The following is a 16,989-nucleotide window of genomic DNA, read 5'->3' as shown; positions in this document are numbered from 1 at the left end:
AATGAGTGTTTTGAAGATCTCATCCGGGAGGGGGAGTGAAGATGAAGTTCTCGATCATGGGCTTCGTGGCCGCGGCCTTCATGGCCAGCGCCGGCATGGCGACGGCGCAGGAAACGGCAGCGCCGGCATCGAAGACGCTCGACGCCGTCAAGGCGCGCGGCCAGCTGTCTTGCGGCGTCATCGGCGTTAGCCCGGGGTTCTCGTTGCCCGACAGCCAGGGCGTGATGCGCGGCATCGATGCCGATCAGTGCAGAGCGGTCGCCGCGGCCACGCTCGGCGATGCCGAGAAGGTCAAATGGGTTGTGCTTACGCCGCAACAGCGTTTCACTGCGCTCCAGTCCGGTGAAGTCGACGTAGTCTATGCAAACGTCACGTGGACGATGACCCGGGAAAGCCAGCTCGGTCTGCAATTCGCCAATGTCTATTACTACGATGGCATCGGCTTCATGGTGAAGAAGTCGCTCGGCATCGCCGATGCTTCGGGACTCGATGGCGGTAGCCTCTGCATGCTGACTGGCGGCACGACCGAACTTTCGGTTCAGGAATATTTCTCGCTTCACAAAATGACCTACACGCCCGTCCTTTTCTCGGAAGGCGAGGAGGCTCGCAAGGCGCTGCTCGCCGACCGCTGCGATGCCTACGTCTCGGACGCGTCGGACCTCGCGGCCTCGAAGGCAGCGCGTGGCGATTCCGGCAACGACCTGCTCATCCTCCCGGAACGCATCACCGCGGAGCCTTTGGGGGGCGTCGTGCGCAAGGGTGACGAGCGCTGGTTCGACATTGTTCGCTGGACGCATTATACGATGGTGAATGCTGAGGTTCTGGGTATCGACAGCAAGAATCTCGACAAGTCGCTTGCATCGGAAAATCCCGCCGTCCGCCGCTTCCTCGGTCTAGAGGGCGAACTCGGCCAGACCCTCGGCCTGTCGAACGACTTCACCCAGAAGATCATCAAGCAGGTCGGCAATTTCGGTGAGGTCTGGGATCGCAACATCGTGGGTGTCGATCGCGGCATGAACGATGTCTGGACAAAGGGCGGTCTGCAATACTCCCCGCCGTTCCGTTGAGCCGAATGGCTGGCGCGGCCTTCGCCGCGTCACCGCCCTCTCCCGATCCACCGAAGCTGGCGACATGAAATACACGAGCCGTGACGTAGTCAGTTCGATCGTCATCCAAATGCTCCTGATCATGGCGGTCGGGGGCGTTGGTTGGTTCTTGGTCGCGACAACGCTTGGAAACCTCGAGTCCCGAGGTGTTTCCACCGGGTTCGCCTTCCTCTGGCGCATTGTCAGCATGCCGATCGCCAACAGCTGGATCGAATTCATCCCGGGCGTGCATACCTATGCCCGCGCACTGTTGATCGGACTTTTGAACACGCTGACCGTGTCGGGTGCCGTGATAGTCGTGTGCACCATCGTCGGGGCTTTCATCGGCATCGCTCGGCTGTCTCCCAATCTGCTGCTTGCGAAATCCTGCGGTGCCTATGTCGAGGCCGTGCGTAATGTTCCGGTGCTGCTGCAGCTCGTCTTCTGGTACCAGCTGATCCTGCAACTGCCGGCGCCGCGCGCTGCCTTCAAGCTCGCGGAAGGGTTCTTCATTTCCAACCGAGGCATACGCTATCCCTCGTTTGGAGACGGGACCGCGGTCGGCATCGCCGGGTTGACGCTTCTGGTCGTCATCATCGCCTTCATCTTCGCAGCTGGGCTGCAGCGCAAGGGCAAGATTCGGTTCGGTCGATTGCTGTCCCTTCCCATATTCCTGGTCCTCGCCATCTGCCTGCCGGTCGCCGCGGTCTTGCTGTCAGGGCAAGCCACCGTGCCCGATGTGCCGGTCCTGAAAGGCCTCAATTTCCGGGGCGGCGCAACGTTGACGCCGGAATTGTCGGCGCTGGTGATCGGCCTTTCGATCTATACCTCCGCCTTCGTCGCCGAGATCGTTCGGGCTGGCATTCTCGGCGTCCCCTCCGGACAGCGCGAAGCTGCAATGGCGCTGGGCCTTGGCCCGCTCGTCACGCTGCGCAAGGTCATCATACCGCAGGCGCTCAGGATTATCATTCCGCCGCTGAGCAGCGAATATCTCGGCGTGATCAAGAACAGCTCGCTTGCCGTAGCGGTTGGCTATCCCGATCTTTTCGCCATCGTGAATTCGATGATCAGCGATACCGGGCAGGCGGTGGAAGGCGTCACCATCATCATCCTGGCCTTCCTGACGATCAGCCTCGCCGTCAGCGCGCTGATGAACTGGTATAACCGCTCCGTCGCCCTGGTGACTCGATGAGCCATTTTGTTACGACTGCCGAGAAGCCAGCTCTACCAAGGCCAGTAGATCCGTCGGAGCGCGGCGTTGCCGGTTGGCTGAGACGGCACCTTTTCAGTTCATGGTCATCGACAGCGATTACCTTGATTATGCTCCTGCTGCTGGGCAAGCTTGCGTGGTTGTTTCTGGACTGGGCAGTGTTCCGCGCGGTCTGGTCGGTGCCGTCGGCGCCGTCTCCAGATACGCAGGCCTGCCGCACCGCCGATGCCGGCGCGTGCTGGGCGTTGATCCGTGAGAAATACCGGTTCATCCTTTTCGGCCTCTATCCGTACGCCGAACAGTGGCGCGCGGCGCTGAGCGTTCTCATTTTTATCTCGCTTTATCCACTTTCCGCCGACCGTCGACTGTGGGGATGGAAGCTTGTCATGCTCTGGGTCGCCGGTTTGGCGACCGTCTTCGTCCTGATGTATGGCGGGGTCATGGGCCTTGCCTATGTCCCCGAGGACCAATGGGGCGGGCTACCGGTCACACTCATGCTCGCGACCTTCGGCATCGCGCTCGCCTTGCCCCTTGCAGTCGTCGTGGCGCTGGGACGCTCCTCGGCCAATCCGACCGTCAGGACGATGTGCGTCATTTATGTCGAGCTGATCCGCGGCATACCGCTCATCAGCGTGCTGTTCATGGCCAGCGTCATGTTTCCGCTTTTCCTTCCCGACGGGATGAACTTCTCCAAGCTGTTGCGCGCACAGCTTGGCATCGTCCTCTTCATGGGCGCCTATCTGTCGGAGACGATCCGCGGCGGATTGCAGGCCGTACCGGCGGGACAATCCGAGGCCGCGCAGTCGCTCGGTCTGGGATACTGGAAGACGATGTATTTCGTGGTCATGCCGCAGGCACTCACGCTCGTCCTGCCGCCGATCATCAGCCTCTGCATCGGCCTGTTCAAGAGCACGTCGCTCGTTATGATCATCGGCATCTTCGATCTGCTCAATGCAGGCAAGCGCGCAATCGCTGAACCCGCATGGCAGGGCTTCGGCGCCGAGGCCTATATTTTCGTGGGCGCCATCTATTTCGCTTTCTGCTTCTCGATGGCACGCTTCGGCGCCGGGTTGGAAAAGAGGCTTCGTCGGGACAGATGAGAGCATTTGGCATGAATGAAACGACAATGCTTGATATGGACGCGGTGAGGTCGACTTTCCCCTACCTCCGCGAGCGAGTCTATCTCAACACCGCTGCGACCGGTATCATGCCCCTTAATATCGGCGAGGCTGTCGGGCGCCAGCTCGACGGCATGTTCAGCCGCGGCTACGACGCCGCCGAGGAATGGCGGAGCGTGTCCGATAGCGTGAAGGCGAAACTCGCGCGGCTCATGGGGGTGGAAACCCAGGATATTGGCTTTGCGTCGAGCACATCAGAAGTCCTGAACCTCGTCGCATGGTCCGTACCTGTCCGCGCCGCTGATCAGGTCGTGGTCTGCCAGGACGAATTTCCTACGGTGCTCGCCGTGGCCAATACGCTAAGCAGGCGCGGCGCCGAAGTCGTGACCGTCGCGGTGGATTCGGAGACCAATCGGACCGCGGCGCTGGCCTCCTCGATCAAGCGTGGCGGCGTCGTGCTCGTCTCTCATGTCCATTGGCAAACCGGAACCGAAGTCGATCTGCAGGTCCTCTTCGAGGTCTGCCAGGCCAAGAGGGCGTTTCTCGTGGTGGACGGGATCCACGGTCTCGGCGCCGTGCCCGTATCGGCGCAGTTTGCAGATGTTTACGCGGCGTCGACATTCAAATGGCTGCTCTCCGGCTTTGGCCTGGCGATCTCCGTCACCAGCCTGCGATTGAGGCAATCGCTGGATCCGGCCTTTCGAGGATACTCGAACCCGGCACCGTCTAGGGAACTGCAATACAGCCATTCCAATTATCCCGGGCTCACCACGCTCGAATTTGGATTGGCCTATCTTGAGGGTCTAGGCTGGGACAACATCTACCGCCGCAATCGATTACTCTGCAGGCGGCTGGCCGATGGACTCGCAGCACTCGGCGTTCCGCTCGTGAGCCCGGCCGGATCGGCTCCGATCGTGAGCTTTCGTTCCGGGAACGCCCGTCGTCTGGTCGAGGCAATGAATGCGGAGGGCGTGAGCGTGGCCGCCCGAGGCACCAATGTCCGGGTATCCCCGCACTTCTATAATGACGAATCCGATATCGACACGTTCATCGAGCGTCTTAAAAAACTGGAAAGGAATTGAATTCATGTCCGTCGCAGCAAGACTTGCTGAACTCGGTATTACGCTGCCTGATGATTTCGGAGCGCTTGCATCCTACGTTCCATCCCGTCGCTCCGGAAACCTGGTTTTCATTGCCGGGCAAGGGCCGATTGCCGGCGGCAAGGCGGTGATGCGCGGCAAGCTTGGCCGTGAATTCACTGTCGCGGAGGGTGTGGAAGCGGCGCGAATGTCCATTCTCAATGGGCTCGCGGTTATCAAACGCGAGATCGGCGATCTCGACAGGGTCACGCAGATCGTGAAACTCAATGGCTATGTCAATTCCACCGACGATTTCGAGGACCAACACCTGGTCATCAATGGTGCGTCGGAATTGCTGGTCGAGATCTTCGGGGAGACCGGTCGGCATGCCCGTGCCGCAGTCGGCACGAACACGCTTCCCTTCGGCGTTCCCGTCGAAATCGAGATGGTGGTAGAAGTAAAGCTGTGACCGTGCCACGTGCCCACTGAATTGCCGTTGCACACCGTCAAGAGCTTGCTAGACAGATTTGTGACTTATCGCGGAGAAGATCGAATTCAATGGCAGTTGAACGTATGCGGCCTACCACCGACGCTGAACGCAGACTCGTGATCGATGCGCTGGCAAGTGTCGTCGCCGGTCTTGCCAAATGCTTCGGGCCCAATACCGAGATCGTACTGCATGATCTCGCCAAGCCCGAGGAATCGATTGTCGCAATCGCCAATGGCAAGGTGAGCGGCCGCACCGTCGGCAGTTCCATCATCAGCGGTCCGTTCGGCGATGTCGGTCTCAAGAAGCTCATCGCCGGTGACATGAACGAAGCAAACGAGCCGCTGACGATCGTGGACGGCTACAAGACCCGGACCCGAACCGGTCTGGAACTCGAATCCACGAGCATCTTGTTGCGGGACAGCGAGGGCACCGCCTATGCGGCGATTTGTGTCAACGCAGATCGAAGCAAGATGCGGGAACTCAAGGCGTTGATCCTGGAAGTCGCCAACGAACAGCAGCAAGAGGATGATCCTGGCGAGAGCGGAGCGCTTTCGGTCGAGGAGATCGTTACCGAGATCATCGACACCAGCATCAAGGCGACGGGTAAGACCGTCATCCAGATGCAGAAGGAAGACAAGGTGGAGGCGGTCCGCAATATGAGCCTTCGCGGCCTGTTCATGATCCGCTCCAGCGTCGACGTCGCCGCCGCCAGCCTCGGGATTTCGAGGTTCACCGTCTATAGCTATCTCGAGCAGATCAAGTCCGCCTCGAAATAGGTCGAGGCGAGCGTTGGCTCAATGCTAAACGCAATCTACCGAAGCGGCCCCCGGATCATTGCGGCCGCCCGCGCTAACGATTTTGCGGAGCATCTCGAACACGAGCCGTCGGCCTCCGGGCTCCATTTCACTGCCCTTGCCGGAGAATGCCGGCCGATCAGATCGCCGAGGTCACCGTCGTCAGCCGATCACGGGGTTACAGTCCAGATATTGCCTCGGTTAGTCGTGAGCGCCTTCCCGCGAGCCGGGCAAATGCTGGGTATGCGCTCCTCCGCGGCTCGCATCGCAGAAGGGGTGCGATCACCTAAATGACCTGAGACCGTGATCTGCCCCGGAACAACAAAGCGCTCGCGACCGCATTAGCGCAGCGCCTTGGCGCCCGTTTCTCGCAGGAGGGTCGCAGAGGCCGGTTAGCACATGGCTAGTAGCGCTCATCCAACTTGCTCGACCGGCGAGTCACTTCAAGGCTATGAACGTCGCAGGGTCGAGCTGGGAAATCCGAACAGCAACTTGTGTGATCGCAGCATCCCCGACCAATTGCTGGATTTCCGTGGCAAGGTCCATGAGTTTCTGACGCGTCCGTTCTGCTTTCGGCAGGAGGAAAAGCTCGAGGTTCACCGCCGGAAGGTCGGCCATCGCGTAGACTGGAATGACAGCAAACTGGCAGGCGTTGATGTTGACGTCCAGCCTTTCGCATAACAATTTTCTCAGCGGCACCAGAGCGGCTTCAATGTTCAGATGAGACTGCTCTGGTAGTGATCGATCCACGTAAATCTTCATATTTGGCATCTCAGCCGCCTCACAGTGGGTTAAGCACAAAATCGAATGGCGAACGCCAGACGGTTTCACCGCCGAGCACACGCTCATACGGCGCGATCAACGTGGCTTTGACACCGAAGACGGCATCGGACGAAAGATAGCTATCGTCGCCGACGAACGTATGGGTCACCAGTTTCTGGAAGCTGGCGGCCGTGACGATGTAGTGCATATGTGCAGGCCGATAGGGATGCCGGCCAAGTTGCTTCAGCATCTGGCCCACAGGCCCATCGGCGGGAATGGGGTATGAGACGGGCTTGATTCCGACGAAGCTGTAGCGCCCATCGGGGCCGGTCACGAAGGTACCGCGGTTATTCCACTTCGGCTGAGCGTCAGGTTGCTGCACATCGTAAAAGCCGTCGGCATTGTCTGACCAAACATCGATGATTGCACCCTCGATCGGATGTCCGTCCAGATCGACCACGGCGCCTTCGAAGACACAGCTCTCGCCCTTCCCGTCAAGCGTGATGCGATCGCCCATTGCAAGACGGGGAGCCCCCGCGACGTGGAACGGTCCGAGCACGGTGTTTTCAGTTGCGCCCGGTTGCCTGCGGTTGTTGATCGCATCCACCAACATGGATACGCCAAGCGTGTCGGATAGCAGTATAAATTCCTGCCGTTCCTCCGAACAAATCTTGCCGGTCTGTGTCAGAAACCGAACTGCGGTTTCCCATTCCTGTTGCGAAACCTTGGCTTCCTTGATGAAGGCATGCAGATGCTTCACAAGCAAGGTCATGACCTCCCTCACGCGAGGATCGATATCGGAGGCCATGCGCCCGTTTACCGCCTCGACGGAGGCTTCTTCGGTGAAATAATTTGTCATACCTTTTCCTTCTGAGTGAGAATTGGTTTGCCTTCATCCCGAAGCCTCCCTGGTAAAAAGGCTCGGACTTGGTTCCTGATGCGGATCACTCTGGCCTCCGTGTTCACGACGACCCAGGCCTCGCCCCTTCCCATGCCATCTGAAGCATCTCTCGGATTGCCGTAGCTTCCAGAGGCCGGGGGTTCCAGTAAGGGTTTCGCATGGCGACGTCTGTCGCTTTGTCCAGGTCCTCGGTAGCCAGTCCGAAATCTTTGAGCCTGGTTGGGGCGCCAATGCTATGCGCGAAATCGTAAAGCCCCGTCGAGGCGTGATCAGTCCTCATCAAGTCAGCGACAGGCTCAAGCAGATGAGGGACAGCTCCCTCCGTATACGCTACCGTATGAGGAAGAAGGATGGCATGCGTTTCCGAATGCGGCAGGTCGAAGCTGCCGCCCAGTGTGTGGCAGATTTTGTGGTGCAGTGCCATTCCGACAGCACCTAAGACGACGCCACACAGCCAGGAGCCGTAAAGCGCGTCGGTGCGGGCCGTTGGATCGCGGGGGGCGCCAATAATGGCAGGCAGCGCCTTGTGCAGCGCTGCTATGCCTTCCATCGCCATCATTGAGGACACCGGGTTGCGATCCTGTGCGTACAGTCCTTCTACGGCATGGGCCATGGCGTTGAGGCCGCTGGTAACTGTCATTTTGACAGGCAGGTTGTAAGTCAGTTCCGGATCGTAGATCACTGTTTCGGGCAGAATTGATGCATCACGCACCGTGGTCTTGATGCCGTTTTCCGTCTGCCCGAGGATCGGGGTCACTTCCGATCCGGCATAGGTTGTGGCGATGACCAGCTGGGGCGTATCAGTCCGGTAGGCGATAGCCTTGCCCAACCCGATCGTTGAACCTCCGCCCAAGGAAATGACGCAGTCCGCACCGGCGTCAGCAAAAACCCGAAGCGCTTCGATCGTCACGTCGACGGGCGTGTGCATCATGGCACCGCTGAAGACCCCCACACAGACGGATCCCAACTGTTCGACAAGCCTTTGCGCCTCCTTTTCCTGAAACGGCGTCGACAGGACAAGGGCCTTTTGCCGACCAAGGCCATGCAATTCTTCGGCCACCTGAGAGATCGTCCCCACACCGAACACGATGCGAGGAATAGTGCCTTTGTAGGTAAACGGCTCGCGCATGGTCTTCTCCTCTTGGATTCGAACGGTACTGTCGTCGCTGCCGGGTCAGCCCATGCGCTCGGAGGCATAGCTTCCCGGGCTCGGCGGGAAGACGACGGTGCGATTTCCATTGATAAAGGTCCGATGGTGGATGTGAGCGTGGATGGCGCGGGCGAGCACCTGTGCCTCCACGTCACGACCCAGGGAGACATAATCTTCGGCCGACTGCGCATGCGTGATGCGCACGATGTCCTGCTCGATGATCGGGCCTTCGTCTAGATCAGCAGTGACGTAATGTGCCGTCGCCCCGATGAGCTTGACGCCGCGCGTATAGGCCTGCTTGTAGGGATTAGCACCCTTGAAGCTCGGCAGAAAGGAATGATGGATATTGATGATCCGCCCGGACATTTTCTGGCACATCTCGTCGGAGAGGATCTGCATGTAACGGGCGAGCACGATCACCTCAGTGCCGGTGCTTTCGGCCAACGCCATGATGCGTGCCTCCGCCTCCGGCTTATTGGCCTTGGTCACCGGAATGTGGTGGAAGGGAATGTCGTGATTGACCACCAGTTTCTGGTAATCGAAATGGTTCGATACGACGCCGACGATGTCGATCGGCAGTGCGCCAATCTTCCAGCGGTAGAGCAGGTCGTTGAGGCAGTGGCCGAAGCGCGACACCATGAGAAGCACTTTCATGCGCTGCTGCGCATCGAAAATGTCCCATTCCATGCCGAATTTGTCCGCTACCGGCATGAAACCTTCCGAGAGATCGGGCCGCGACACGCCCTCTTCGGAGACGAAGCTGACCCGCATGAAGAACTTGCCGGTGTCCCGGTCATCGAACTGCGAGCTGTCGACGATGTTGCAACCCTTGGCCGCAAGGAAACCGGAAATCGCCGCGACAACGCCACGTGTGGTTTGGCAGGAAACCGTCAAGACATAGTTCTTCATTCTATCCCCGTATCTGTTAGAGCTCTTCAATAGATGCTCATCCGGCTCTCCGACAAATGCTTCAGCCCGCTGAGCTCCTGGAAGGCCATCGTGCGTGGTCTGCCGTCCGCGCCGGTTATTGGGCGGAGAGACCGATATATCGGTCGAGTGCGGAACGGTTGGCGATCAGTTTTGCCGCCTGTTCCTCAAAGACGATCTTGCCCTGATCGAGCGCGATGACGCGCTCTGCAAACTTGAGCGCCAAACCCACATGTTGCTCCACCAGCACGATCGTCTGGCCCTGATCGGCCAGCTTGTGGAAAACGTCCATCAGCATTTCGCAGATAACCGGCGCCAGCCCCTCCAGCGGCTCATCCAGTAAAATGATTTCCGGCTTTCCCAGAAGAGCACGGGCAATCGACAGCATTTGCTGTTCGCCTCCGGAAAGCTGGCGCCCGCCGTTGGAACGACGCTCCTTCAGCCGGGGAAACAGATGGTAAGCCTCTTCCAGAGTCGATCCATTCCGAAGCCCTGCAACCAGATTCTCCTCGACCGTCAGCGATCCGAAGATATCGCGGGTCTGCGGCACGATGCCGATCCCCAGTCTCGCCCTCTGATGCGAGGCGAGCGCATCGATTGCCATACCCTCGAGTTTGACGCTTCCGCCATGTTGCCGCGTCTGGCCCATGATTGTGGAGAGCAGCGTGGTTTTGCCGACACCGTTTCTCCCGACGATCGCCAGCCGCTCGCCCTTTGGGATGCGGAGCGAGACATTGCGGATGACATGGGTATCGCCATAGCCGGCCACGACACCGTCCAGTTCGAGGAGAATGTCAGACATGGACCGCTCCCAGGTAGAGTTCGCGAACCTGCTTGTTGGCGACAACCTCGTCGGGCGTGCCCTCCATCAGGATCGCGCCATTCACCAGCACGATGATACGGTCTGCGACCTCGAACACCAGCTGCATGTCATGCTCGATGATGAGAACCGACAGATCCTGGGGAAGCCGCTTGATGGCCTCCACGATAAAGTGGCTCTCGGTAGAGGGTACGCCTGCCGCCGGCTCATCGAGAATGAGAACCTTCGGCTTCACCGCCAGTGTCAGCGCCAATTCCACCAGCCGCTGCTGGCCGTAAGCCAGTCCACGCACCGGCTTGTCAGCCAGCGACTGGATATTGAGATCCTGCATCAACCGGGCGATCTCAGCTTCGATATCGCTCCACCCGTCCGCCCGACGAAAGAACTGATGCGTGCGGCCTTCCCGCTCCAGTATTGGCAGCCGCAGGTTTTCCCGAACGGTCAGGTCGCGAAACAGATTGGTTATCTGGAAGGTTTTCGCGACGCCTGCCCTCACCCGAGCTGCTTCGTTCAGAGATCCTATATCCAGACCGTTCAGCACGATCTTGCCCGATGTCGGCCTCAGAACACCGGTCAGGAGATTTGCGAAAGTGGTCTTGCCCGCACCATTTGGCCCGATCAGTGCGGTGCGCGAGCCTCGCGGCAACGTGAGCGTCAGGTCCCGGGCGACCTGCAGGCCTCCGAAATTTTTAGAAAGTCCAACGATGGAAAGCCCGTCGTTCATGACGTCCTCCTGAGCAATCGCGCCAAGTGACCTGGGAGAGCAAGAAGACCCTTTGGGAGCACGAACACCACGATGAGAAGCATGAAGCCGATCACGAAGAGCCAGTTCAAAGGATCGATGCTTGCCGCGACATGATGGACTACCATGAAGAGCAATGTCCCGATCAGCGCGCCATAGAGCCGCCCGGCTCCTCCCAGGATCAGCATCACCATAACGTCGGCAGACAAGGAGAAATTGAACACTTCGATGCCAACCAGGCCTGTCACCTGGGCCGCAAGCGCTCCGGCAATTCCAGCAATAGCGCCAGCGATAACGTAGACCGTCACCTTTCGACGATAGACCGGCGTACCGATCGCCCGCATCCGGCTTGCACTGCCTTCAATTCCCCGAAGAGCGAGCCCGAACGGGGAGCCGATCAGCACCTGGCAGAGCACCAGGACGAATGCGAGAACGCACACGCTGTAAATAAAGGCCACCTGACCGATGAAATCGAATTCGAACAGGCCCAGCAGAGGTCCGACCGTAATGCCGGCCAGGCCGTCGGCGCCGCCCGTCAGCCAACGTGCCTGGGATGCGATCTCCTGAAGAACCATGGTCACGGCTATCGAAATCATCAACAGCGTTATGCCGTGGGTGCGAAGCAGGACAAGCCCGGAAATCCAAGCCATCACTGCGCCGGCCACGGCGCCGACCAGGAGCCCGAACAGCGGGTCGGGCGACAGGTGAAGCGAAACCAGTCCCGCGGCATAGGCGCCGCAGCCATACATCGCGGCGTGACCAAGTGTGGCGATTCCCGCCTGTCCAAGGATCAGATCGAATGACACGACGAAGATCATCATGATGACGATACGGGTTAGAAACGACAGGTCGTACGGGAATATCAGAAAGGCAAGCGTCGCACCGATCACGACGCAAGTGGACGGGATGAGCAAGCTCAAAGCGATCGTCACGCGCCTCGGCGAGGTGGAAAGCACGGGGGCCGTCATTGCGCTTTCCCCATCAGACCATTGGGCCGAAGCGCGAGCAGGACCACAATCGCCACGAAAAAGAAGATGGTACCAACGCCCGGCAGGAGATAGCGACCAGCCGTATCGAGAATCCCGAGGCCAATCGAAGCAAGGAAGGATCCGGAAATGCTGCCAAGTCCACCCACGGACACAACAATCAGGAACAGCACCATATAACGGAGCGGATAGTAGGCCTCGATCGGCAGCAGTTCAGCACCGAGGATACCTCCGACGGCCGCGAGACCGGCACCGAGGGCGAATGCAACGAGATAGACGAGCGGCGTGTTGATGCCGAGCGAGGCGGCCGCAACCCTGTTGTCGACAGCTGCGCGCAAGTAGATGCCGAACCTTGTTTTTTCCATCAGAAACCAGAGACCGGCCAGCACAAGCAAACCGGAAATGATAACGACCAGCCGGTGGAACGGTAGCGTCCTGAACCCGAGATCGATCGGTGTCGTGAAAATCGCCGGGGCGCCAAGCGGCAGGATCGTGGAGCCCAGGAACAGATTGACGGTTGCGATCATGATGAAGACGATTCCAATGGTCGCCAACACCTGGCCCAACTCGTTGAAGCCATAGATGTGGCGATAGAGCAGCCGCTCGAGAAGCACGGAAACGAGGACAACCGCGAGAACGGCGACGAGGAACGCAGGAACGAACGCTACGTCCAGACGTGTGGTGAGCAGATGAACGGCTGCGCCGCCAAGCAGGGCAAACCCGCCGTGCGCAAGGTTGATAATGCGCATGAGCCCCATCGTGATCGAAAGCCCGACGGAAATCATGAACAATATCATCCCGTAGGCGACGCCATCGACGACGATACTTAAAATGAGAGACATTCTCTAACCTGAAATTTGCGAGGTCGGACGTTGCGGGGCGGAAAATTGCCGCCACGCTCACCGTGGATCAGGGATTGAAGCCGAGGTCCGGTACGTTCGGGACAGTCGCAAATTCCCGATTGACCAGTTTGCCGTCCGCGCCTTTTTCAACACGCCGAAGATAGACGTTCTGCACCACCGTCCGTGAGACCGGATCCATCTTCACCGGTCCGCGTGGGCTTTCCCATTCCATGCCCTTGGCCGCCTCGATGGCTTTTGTGCCGTCAGTCCCTGCAGCCTTGATCATCCGGTAGATCAACTCCGCGCCGTCATAAGCGCCGACCGAAGCCATGTTGGCGCGCGAGCCCGGATGAAGTTCCTTCAGTTTTGCGACAAAGCTCTTGTTAAGTCCAGACTCGTGGACGTCGGAGTAGTGATACGCTGTCACGAGACCAATGGCTTGGTCTCCCAGCGCGTCGAGTGTGGTCTCGTCGGTCTCGCCATTTCCGATGAACGAAACGCCTGCGGCTTTCAGGCCATTTTCATTGTAGGCCTTGGTGAAAGCGAAGGTCGCTGGGCCGACCGGCAGGAACGTAAAGACCGTATCAGCACCGGAATTCTTGATTCGCTGCAGGAACGGCGCGAAGTCATTGGTCTGGAGCGGCATTCGGATCTTTTCAAGAACCGTCCCACCATTCTTTTCGAAAGAGGCGGCGAAGGCGGTTTCTGCATCGATCCCCGGATTGTAGTCGGAAACGGCCGTGATGACTTTCTTGGAGCCGTTCTTCGCCGCCCATTCTGCCGCCGGCTGTGCAAGCTGCGCGAGCGTGAAGCTGGTACGGAGAAAAAACTCCGACTGCTTGTTAATCGACGATGTCCCTGCATTGAAAATGACTGCCGGCACCTTGGCCTGCTTTGTCAGGGGAGCAACCGCCACAGCGTTGGGCGTGAAGTCGAATCCTGCAAGATATTTCACGCCTTCGCGGACGAGAAGTTCCTGGGCCGCGGCCTTGCTGGCGTCGGCGTTGGGTCCGCCAACGTCCTTGTAGATGAACTGAATTTTGTGACCGCCAACCTCGTCTCCGTGCTGCGCGACATAGACATCGATCGCTTCGCGGAATTGCTTACCCCAGATTGCGTTAGGCCCGGAGAATGTAGCGATTACGCCGACCTTGATTGTCTCGGCCTGGGCGAGCGTGCCAGCCGTAAAAAACGCCGCCGATGCCACGAGATACAACGTCAATTTCGAGAATGTCATATTTTCCCTCCCTACCGGAAAAGCGTCCGGTGCACTGACGCTGAAGCGCCACTTCCTCCGCTAATATTGGTACGGAATCCGTACTAATATGTCAAGTTTTCTCCACATCCTGGACCGTTTCATCCGTGTATTCTGAATCGCAAATGTTCCGGTATAGTAAGGCTACCTGACATTTACATCGGCGCATTGGGAAGTCACGTCCGGTACCCTCGTAACCAGTCCACCGTTTTGCGTAGTCCGCCAAATGGATAGAAATGCAGACGAACATCGCCGCGATCGGCGTTGCTCAAGGCGGTAGCATATTCACTGACCAGAGCGTCGGGGCCTGCGCTCGACAACAATTGGGTGATCGATAGACCGTACCTCTTGAGGACGGCTGTCGAGGCGGAAACGCCGCAAACCGCTGCAAATTTCAATAGCGTTCTGACGCTTGCCGGACCAGGAATACCGACGTGGATCGGCACCTCGATACCCAATCGACGCAGTTCACCGATCCAGGCAAGCACGGGTTCCGATGCGAACGCAAACTGAGTGAATATCGACCACTCGATATCTGCCGCTTCCATGATTTGCCGTTTTTCCAGCAGCGCGCTGTTGAGCATGGCAGCGTTCTGGATCGGGTGTCCTTCCGGATGCCCGGCTATCGAGACATGCCTGATCCCGTGATTTTCAAGGATACCGCTGCGCAAGATCGTAGCAGTATCCAAAAACGGGCCCTTGGAAGGATCGGCATCGCCCGCGATTATGAGCAATCGGGTTACCTGGGCGTCATTCACAAGCGCCGACAGCATTGCCGATAGCACAGCTTCCGAGCCCAGACGTCTGGCGGCAATGTGAGGCAAGGGCTCATATCCCGCCTGTCGAACCATTTTGGCCGCCATGATCCGGTCGGCATCGCTTTCCGTTGAGAGAAACGGAATCGAGATGATGGTGCCTTTGGGGATCGCGCCAGACAAAGCCGCCAGTTGTGCTGTATCTTTTGTCGTCACTTCCACCGAAAAGTCATCCAGCACATCGCTTCGGTCTCGGAGATGTATTGCATGCGACATAGCCATAAAAACCCATCCCGCCTGCGAGCGCACAAGCGAATTCTTATTGCGCGAGAAGAATGTGAACGTTCGGGAGTAGCCCACCGCAGCGTATCCGTAGCCAGGACAACACCGGTGGTCGCTCTGACGCAAAGGCGCTAAGCGAACACCGGCGATCGTCAGCTGATCGCAGCGCGCTTCATCTTTTGAACCGAACTTGCATAGGGAACGGGCGCCACGACCGCCCTGACCTTGAACTGCTCGTGCCGTTCAACATGCGGCTTGCGCGACCCGCCACCGGGTTCTCCCCAGGTGAGTGTCACTTGCGTCCCGGGAGTCGCGTTTTGAACGTCGAGCATGGCGAGAGACAGCATTTCGCCTTCGTTGTTGCTATACCCGCAATGGCAGGAGTGACCGACGAGCATGCCATCCCGCCCCCGCACCTCATCGAACTGGGGCCAGCCATAATAGGCGACCGGCAGGTCTATAGCCTTGTATCGTGGCCCGTCTCCGAGGGCAGACGCAAAGATTGCCGCAACGTCGTCGCGGTTCCACACCAGCGTGACCTTTTGGCGCCGCTTCTCCACGGGCAGGGCTTCCAGGGCTTCGCGCCCGATGAAGTCATGATCGAACTTGAGAATATGGCCGTAGCCGAGATCCCACGGGGTGACGTAGTAATCTTCGATATTATCCGAGACGAAGCTGCCGCCGAGTTGGGCGTTCGCTTCCCAACCGCTTCCAGACAGCCATTGGCGAAAATCGCGCAGTTCTTCGCCCGTATAGATTCCCGGCAGCGGGTAAGGCATCCAGCCAAATTCGAAGATCGTACTAAAATAGGTCTTTGTTCCACCCTGCTTCAGCCCATGCGCCTCACCGGCACTGAGCAGCGCGGCGCGTACTTTTTCCATGTCCTCATACGGACCGGAAAGCTCCGCACCGAGATGGCCCGCCATTCCATGCCGCAGAACGAGCACTTCGCATCCGCCGATTTTAACCTTCGCGGTTCTGAAGAATGCAATCTCCGGGGCACCCCCCTCGACCGCAGCGTTGAAGATCAGGCCGGCATTGGGACCTTCCAACTGGAAACGATAAAACCAGCGCCTGCCGGTCGGGTTGTAAGGCGTCGGGTCGTCGCGCTCGATCGTCACGTCGTAGCCGCCTTGTTCCGCATTAAACTGTACCCAGTTCAGGACAGGCATGCCGCTGATCAGCTCGAACGTGTCCTCGGCAAGTCTGTAGACGACGCAATCGCCGATGACGTGACCGCGTGGCGTGCAAGCGACGAATTGCTTGGCGCGGTCAATCGTAAAATTCGACAGGCTGTTGATGCCGAGCTTTTCAAGCAACCGAAACGCATCGGGACCTTTGAGCATGAGTTCCGGCATATGGTGCGTCTGGTCGAACAGGATCGCGGTCCCGCGCCAGGCACGCTGCTCGTCTCGCCAATTTGTGAACTCCGGCGGAATGAACGCGGCGGTGAGCCCGGTACGCGCCCGGTAATGGGGCGCAAGTGTGTCGTTGTAAAAATACTCGACGAGATTGGTTTTCTCGTCGACCAAATCTTGTAGTGATCGCGCGCCGTTTGCCTTTACCATTGCTCGAACATCCTCCTCTTATGTTCCGCTCTGCTGAGCGATTTGACTGTACGTCGACCAGTGGCCTATTGAATCGACTGTTCTTGGTGGTGGCGAGAACCGCGCGCGGGATGGTGCAGCGCCGTTGGTCCCCAATTCGGCCGCAAAATCCTCTCGTCCATAAAGCCTCCTCCAAGACACCTTATTTAGTACGGTAGCCTGACCATATTTTGTGAGGGCGGCA

General features: G+C 58.7%; 17 protein-coding genes. 6 read left to right on the top strand and 11 right to left on the bottom strand.

The window, feature by feature from the left end:
- Positions 1 to 41: 41 nt before the first annotated feature.
- The 6 genes from N8E88_RS03240 to N8E88_RS03215 all read left to right on the top strand — a co-directional run bounded on the left by N8E88_RS03240 (position 42) and on the right by N8E88_RS03215 (position 5,758).
- Positions 42 to 1,067, top strand: a complete 1,026-nt coding sequence (locus N8E88_RS03240) for an amino acid ABC transporter substrate-binding protein (protein WP_262291074.1) — start codon at positions 42 to 44, stop codon at positions 1,065 to 1,067.
- On the top strand, positions 1,021 to 2,277 hold the full coding sequence (locus tag N8E88_RS03235) for an amino acid ABC transporter permease (protein WP_262290649.1): 1,257 nt from the start codon (positions 1,021 to 1,023) through the stop codon (positions 2,275 to 2,277). The genes N8E88_RS03240 and N8E88_RS03235 overlap by 47 nt, the downstream gene beginning before the upstream one ends.
- Positions 2,274 to 3,395: an amino acid ABC transporter permease gene (locus N8E88_RS03230; RefSeq protein ID WP_262290648.1), complete on the top strand. Its 1,122-nt coding sequence runs from the start codon at positions 2,274 to 2,276 to the stop codon at positions 3,393 to 3,395. Before N8E88_RS03235 ends, N8E88_RS03230 begins: the two co-directional genes overlap by 4 nt.
- An 11-nt stretch (positions 3,396 to 3,406) precedes the next feature.
- Positions 3,407 to 4,495 (top strand): aminotransferase class V-fold PLP-dependent enzyme, encoded by a 1,089-nt coding sequence (locus N8E88_RS03225; RefSeq protein ID WP_262290647.1) that lies wholly within the window; start codon positions 3,407 to 3,409, stop codon positions 4,493 to 4,495.
- Between the two features lie 4 nt (positions 4,496 to 4,499).
- Positions 4,500 to 4,961: a RidA family protein gene (locus N8E88_RS03220; protein ID WP_262290646.1), complete on the top strand. Its 462-nt coding sequence runs from the start codon at positions 4,500 to 4,502 to the stop codon at positions 4,959 to 4,961.
- 89 nt (positions 4,962 to 5,050) lie between these two features.
- A complete protein-coding gene (locus tag N8E88_RS03215; RefSeq protein ID WP_262290645.1) occupies positions 5,051 to 5,758 on the top strand; it encodes a helix-turn-helix transcriptional regulator in 708 nt (235 codons plus the stop codon).
- Between the two features lie 456 nt (positions 5,759 to 6,214).
- Here the strand turns inward: N8E88_RS03215 and N8E88_RS03210 are convergent, their stop codons facing one another.
- The 11 genes from N8E88_RS03210 to N8E88_RS03160 form a co-directional block, all read right to left on the bottom strand.
- Positions 6,215 to 6,547 carry a hypothetical protein gene (locus N8E88_RS03210; protein ID WP_262290644.1) on the bottom strand — a complete coding sequence of 111 codons (333 nt, stop codon included), beginning with the start codon at positions 6,545 to 6,547 and terminating at the stop codon, positions 6,215 to 6,217.
- A 10-nt stretch (positions 6,548 to 6,557) separates the two neighbouring features.
- Entirely contained in the window at positions 6,558 to 7,397 is an 840-nt protein-coding gene (locus N8E88_RS03205) for a dioxygenase family protein (RefSeq protein ID WP_262290643.1), read from the bottom strand.
- Between the two features lie 103 nt (positions 7,398 to 7,500).
- Positions 7,501 to 8,568, bottom strand: coding sequence for a maleylacetate reductase (locus tag N8E88_RS03200; RefSeq protein ID WP_262290642.1), 1,068 nt, complete (start codon positions 8,566 to 8,568; stop codon positions 7,501 to 7,503).
- Positions 8,569 to 8,613: 45 nt separating this feature from the next.
- Positions 8,614 to 9,498 (bottom strand): formyltetrahydrofolate deformylase, encoded by an 885-nt coding sequence (gene purU / locus N8E88_RS03195; protein WP_262290641.1) that lies wholly within the window; start codon positions 9,496 to 9,498, stop codon positions 8,614 to 8,616.
- 115 nt (positions 9,499 to 9,613) lie between these two features.
- Positions 9,614 to 10,318 carry an ABC transporter ATP-binding protein gene (locus N8E88_RS03190; RefSeq protein WP_262290640.1) on the bottom strand — a complete coding sequence of 235 codons (705 nt, stop codon included), beginning with the start codon at positions 10,316 to 10,318 and terminating at the stop codon, positions 9,614 to 9,616.
- Entirely contained in the window at positions 10,311 to 11,060 is a 750-nt protein-coding gene (locus tag N8E88_RS03185) for an ABC transporter ATP-binding protein (RefSeq protein ID WP_262290639.1), read from the bottom strand. The genes N8E88_RS03190 and N8E88_RS03185 overlap by 8 nt, the downstream gene beginning before the upstream one ends.
- Positions 11,057 to 12,046, bottom strand: coding sequence for a branched-chain amino acid ABC transporter permease (locus N8E88_RS03180; protein WP_262290638.1), 990 nt, complete (start codon positions 12,044 to 12,046; stop codon positions 11,057 to 11,059). Before N8E88_RS03180 ends, N8E88_RS03185 begins: the two co-directional genes overlap by 4 nt.
- Positions 12,043 to 12,906, bottom strand: a complete 864-nt coding sequence (locus tag N8E88_RS03175) for a branched-chain amino acid ABC transporter permease (protein WP_262290637.1) — start codon at positions 12,904 to 12,906, stop codon at positions 12,043 to 12,045. The genes N8E88_RS03180 and N8E88_RS03175 overlap by 4 nt, the downstream gene beginning before the upstream one ends.
- A 67-nt stretch (positions 12,907 to 12,973) precedes the next feature.
- Positions 12,974 to 14,143, bottom strand: a complete 1,170-nt coding sequence (locus N8E88_RS03170) for an ABC transporter substrate-binding protein (protein WP_262290636.1) — start codon at positions 14,141 to 14,143, stop codon at positions 12,974 to 12,976.
- 194 nt (positions 14,144 to 14,337) lie between these two features.
- Positions 14,338 to 15,198: a methylenetetrahydrofolate reductase gene (locus N8E88_RS03165; protein ID WP_262290635.1), complete on the bottom strand. Its 861-nt coding sequence runs from the start codon at positions 15,196 to 15,198 to the stop codon at positions 14,338 to 14,340.
- A 152-nt stretch (positions 15,199 to 15,350) separates the two neighbouring features.
- The gene (locus tag N8E88_RS03160) at positions 15,351 to 16,766 is read right to left on the bottom strand and encodes an aminomethyl transferase family protein (RefSeq protein WP_262290634.1); all 1,416 of its coding nucleotides are present in this window, start codon (positions 16,764 to 16,766) and stop codon (positions 15,351 to 15,353) included.
- Positions 16,767 to 16,989 lie beyond the last annotated feature (223 nt).

Source organism: Phyllobacterium zundukense (assembly GCF_025452195.1).
GTDB lineage: Bacteria > Pseudomonadota > Alphaproteobacteria > Rhizobiales > Rhizobiaceae > Phyllobacterium > Phyllobacterium zundukense_A.
The sequence above is the reverse complement of the archived record's forward strand: the minus strand, read 5'-3'. Positions and strand labels throughout refer to the sequence as shown.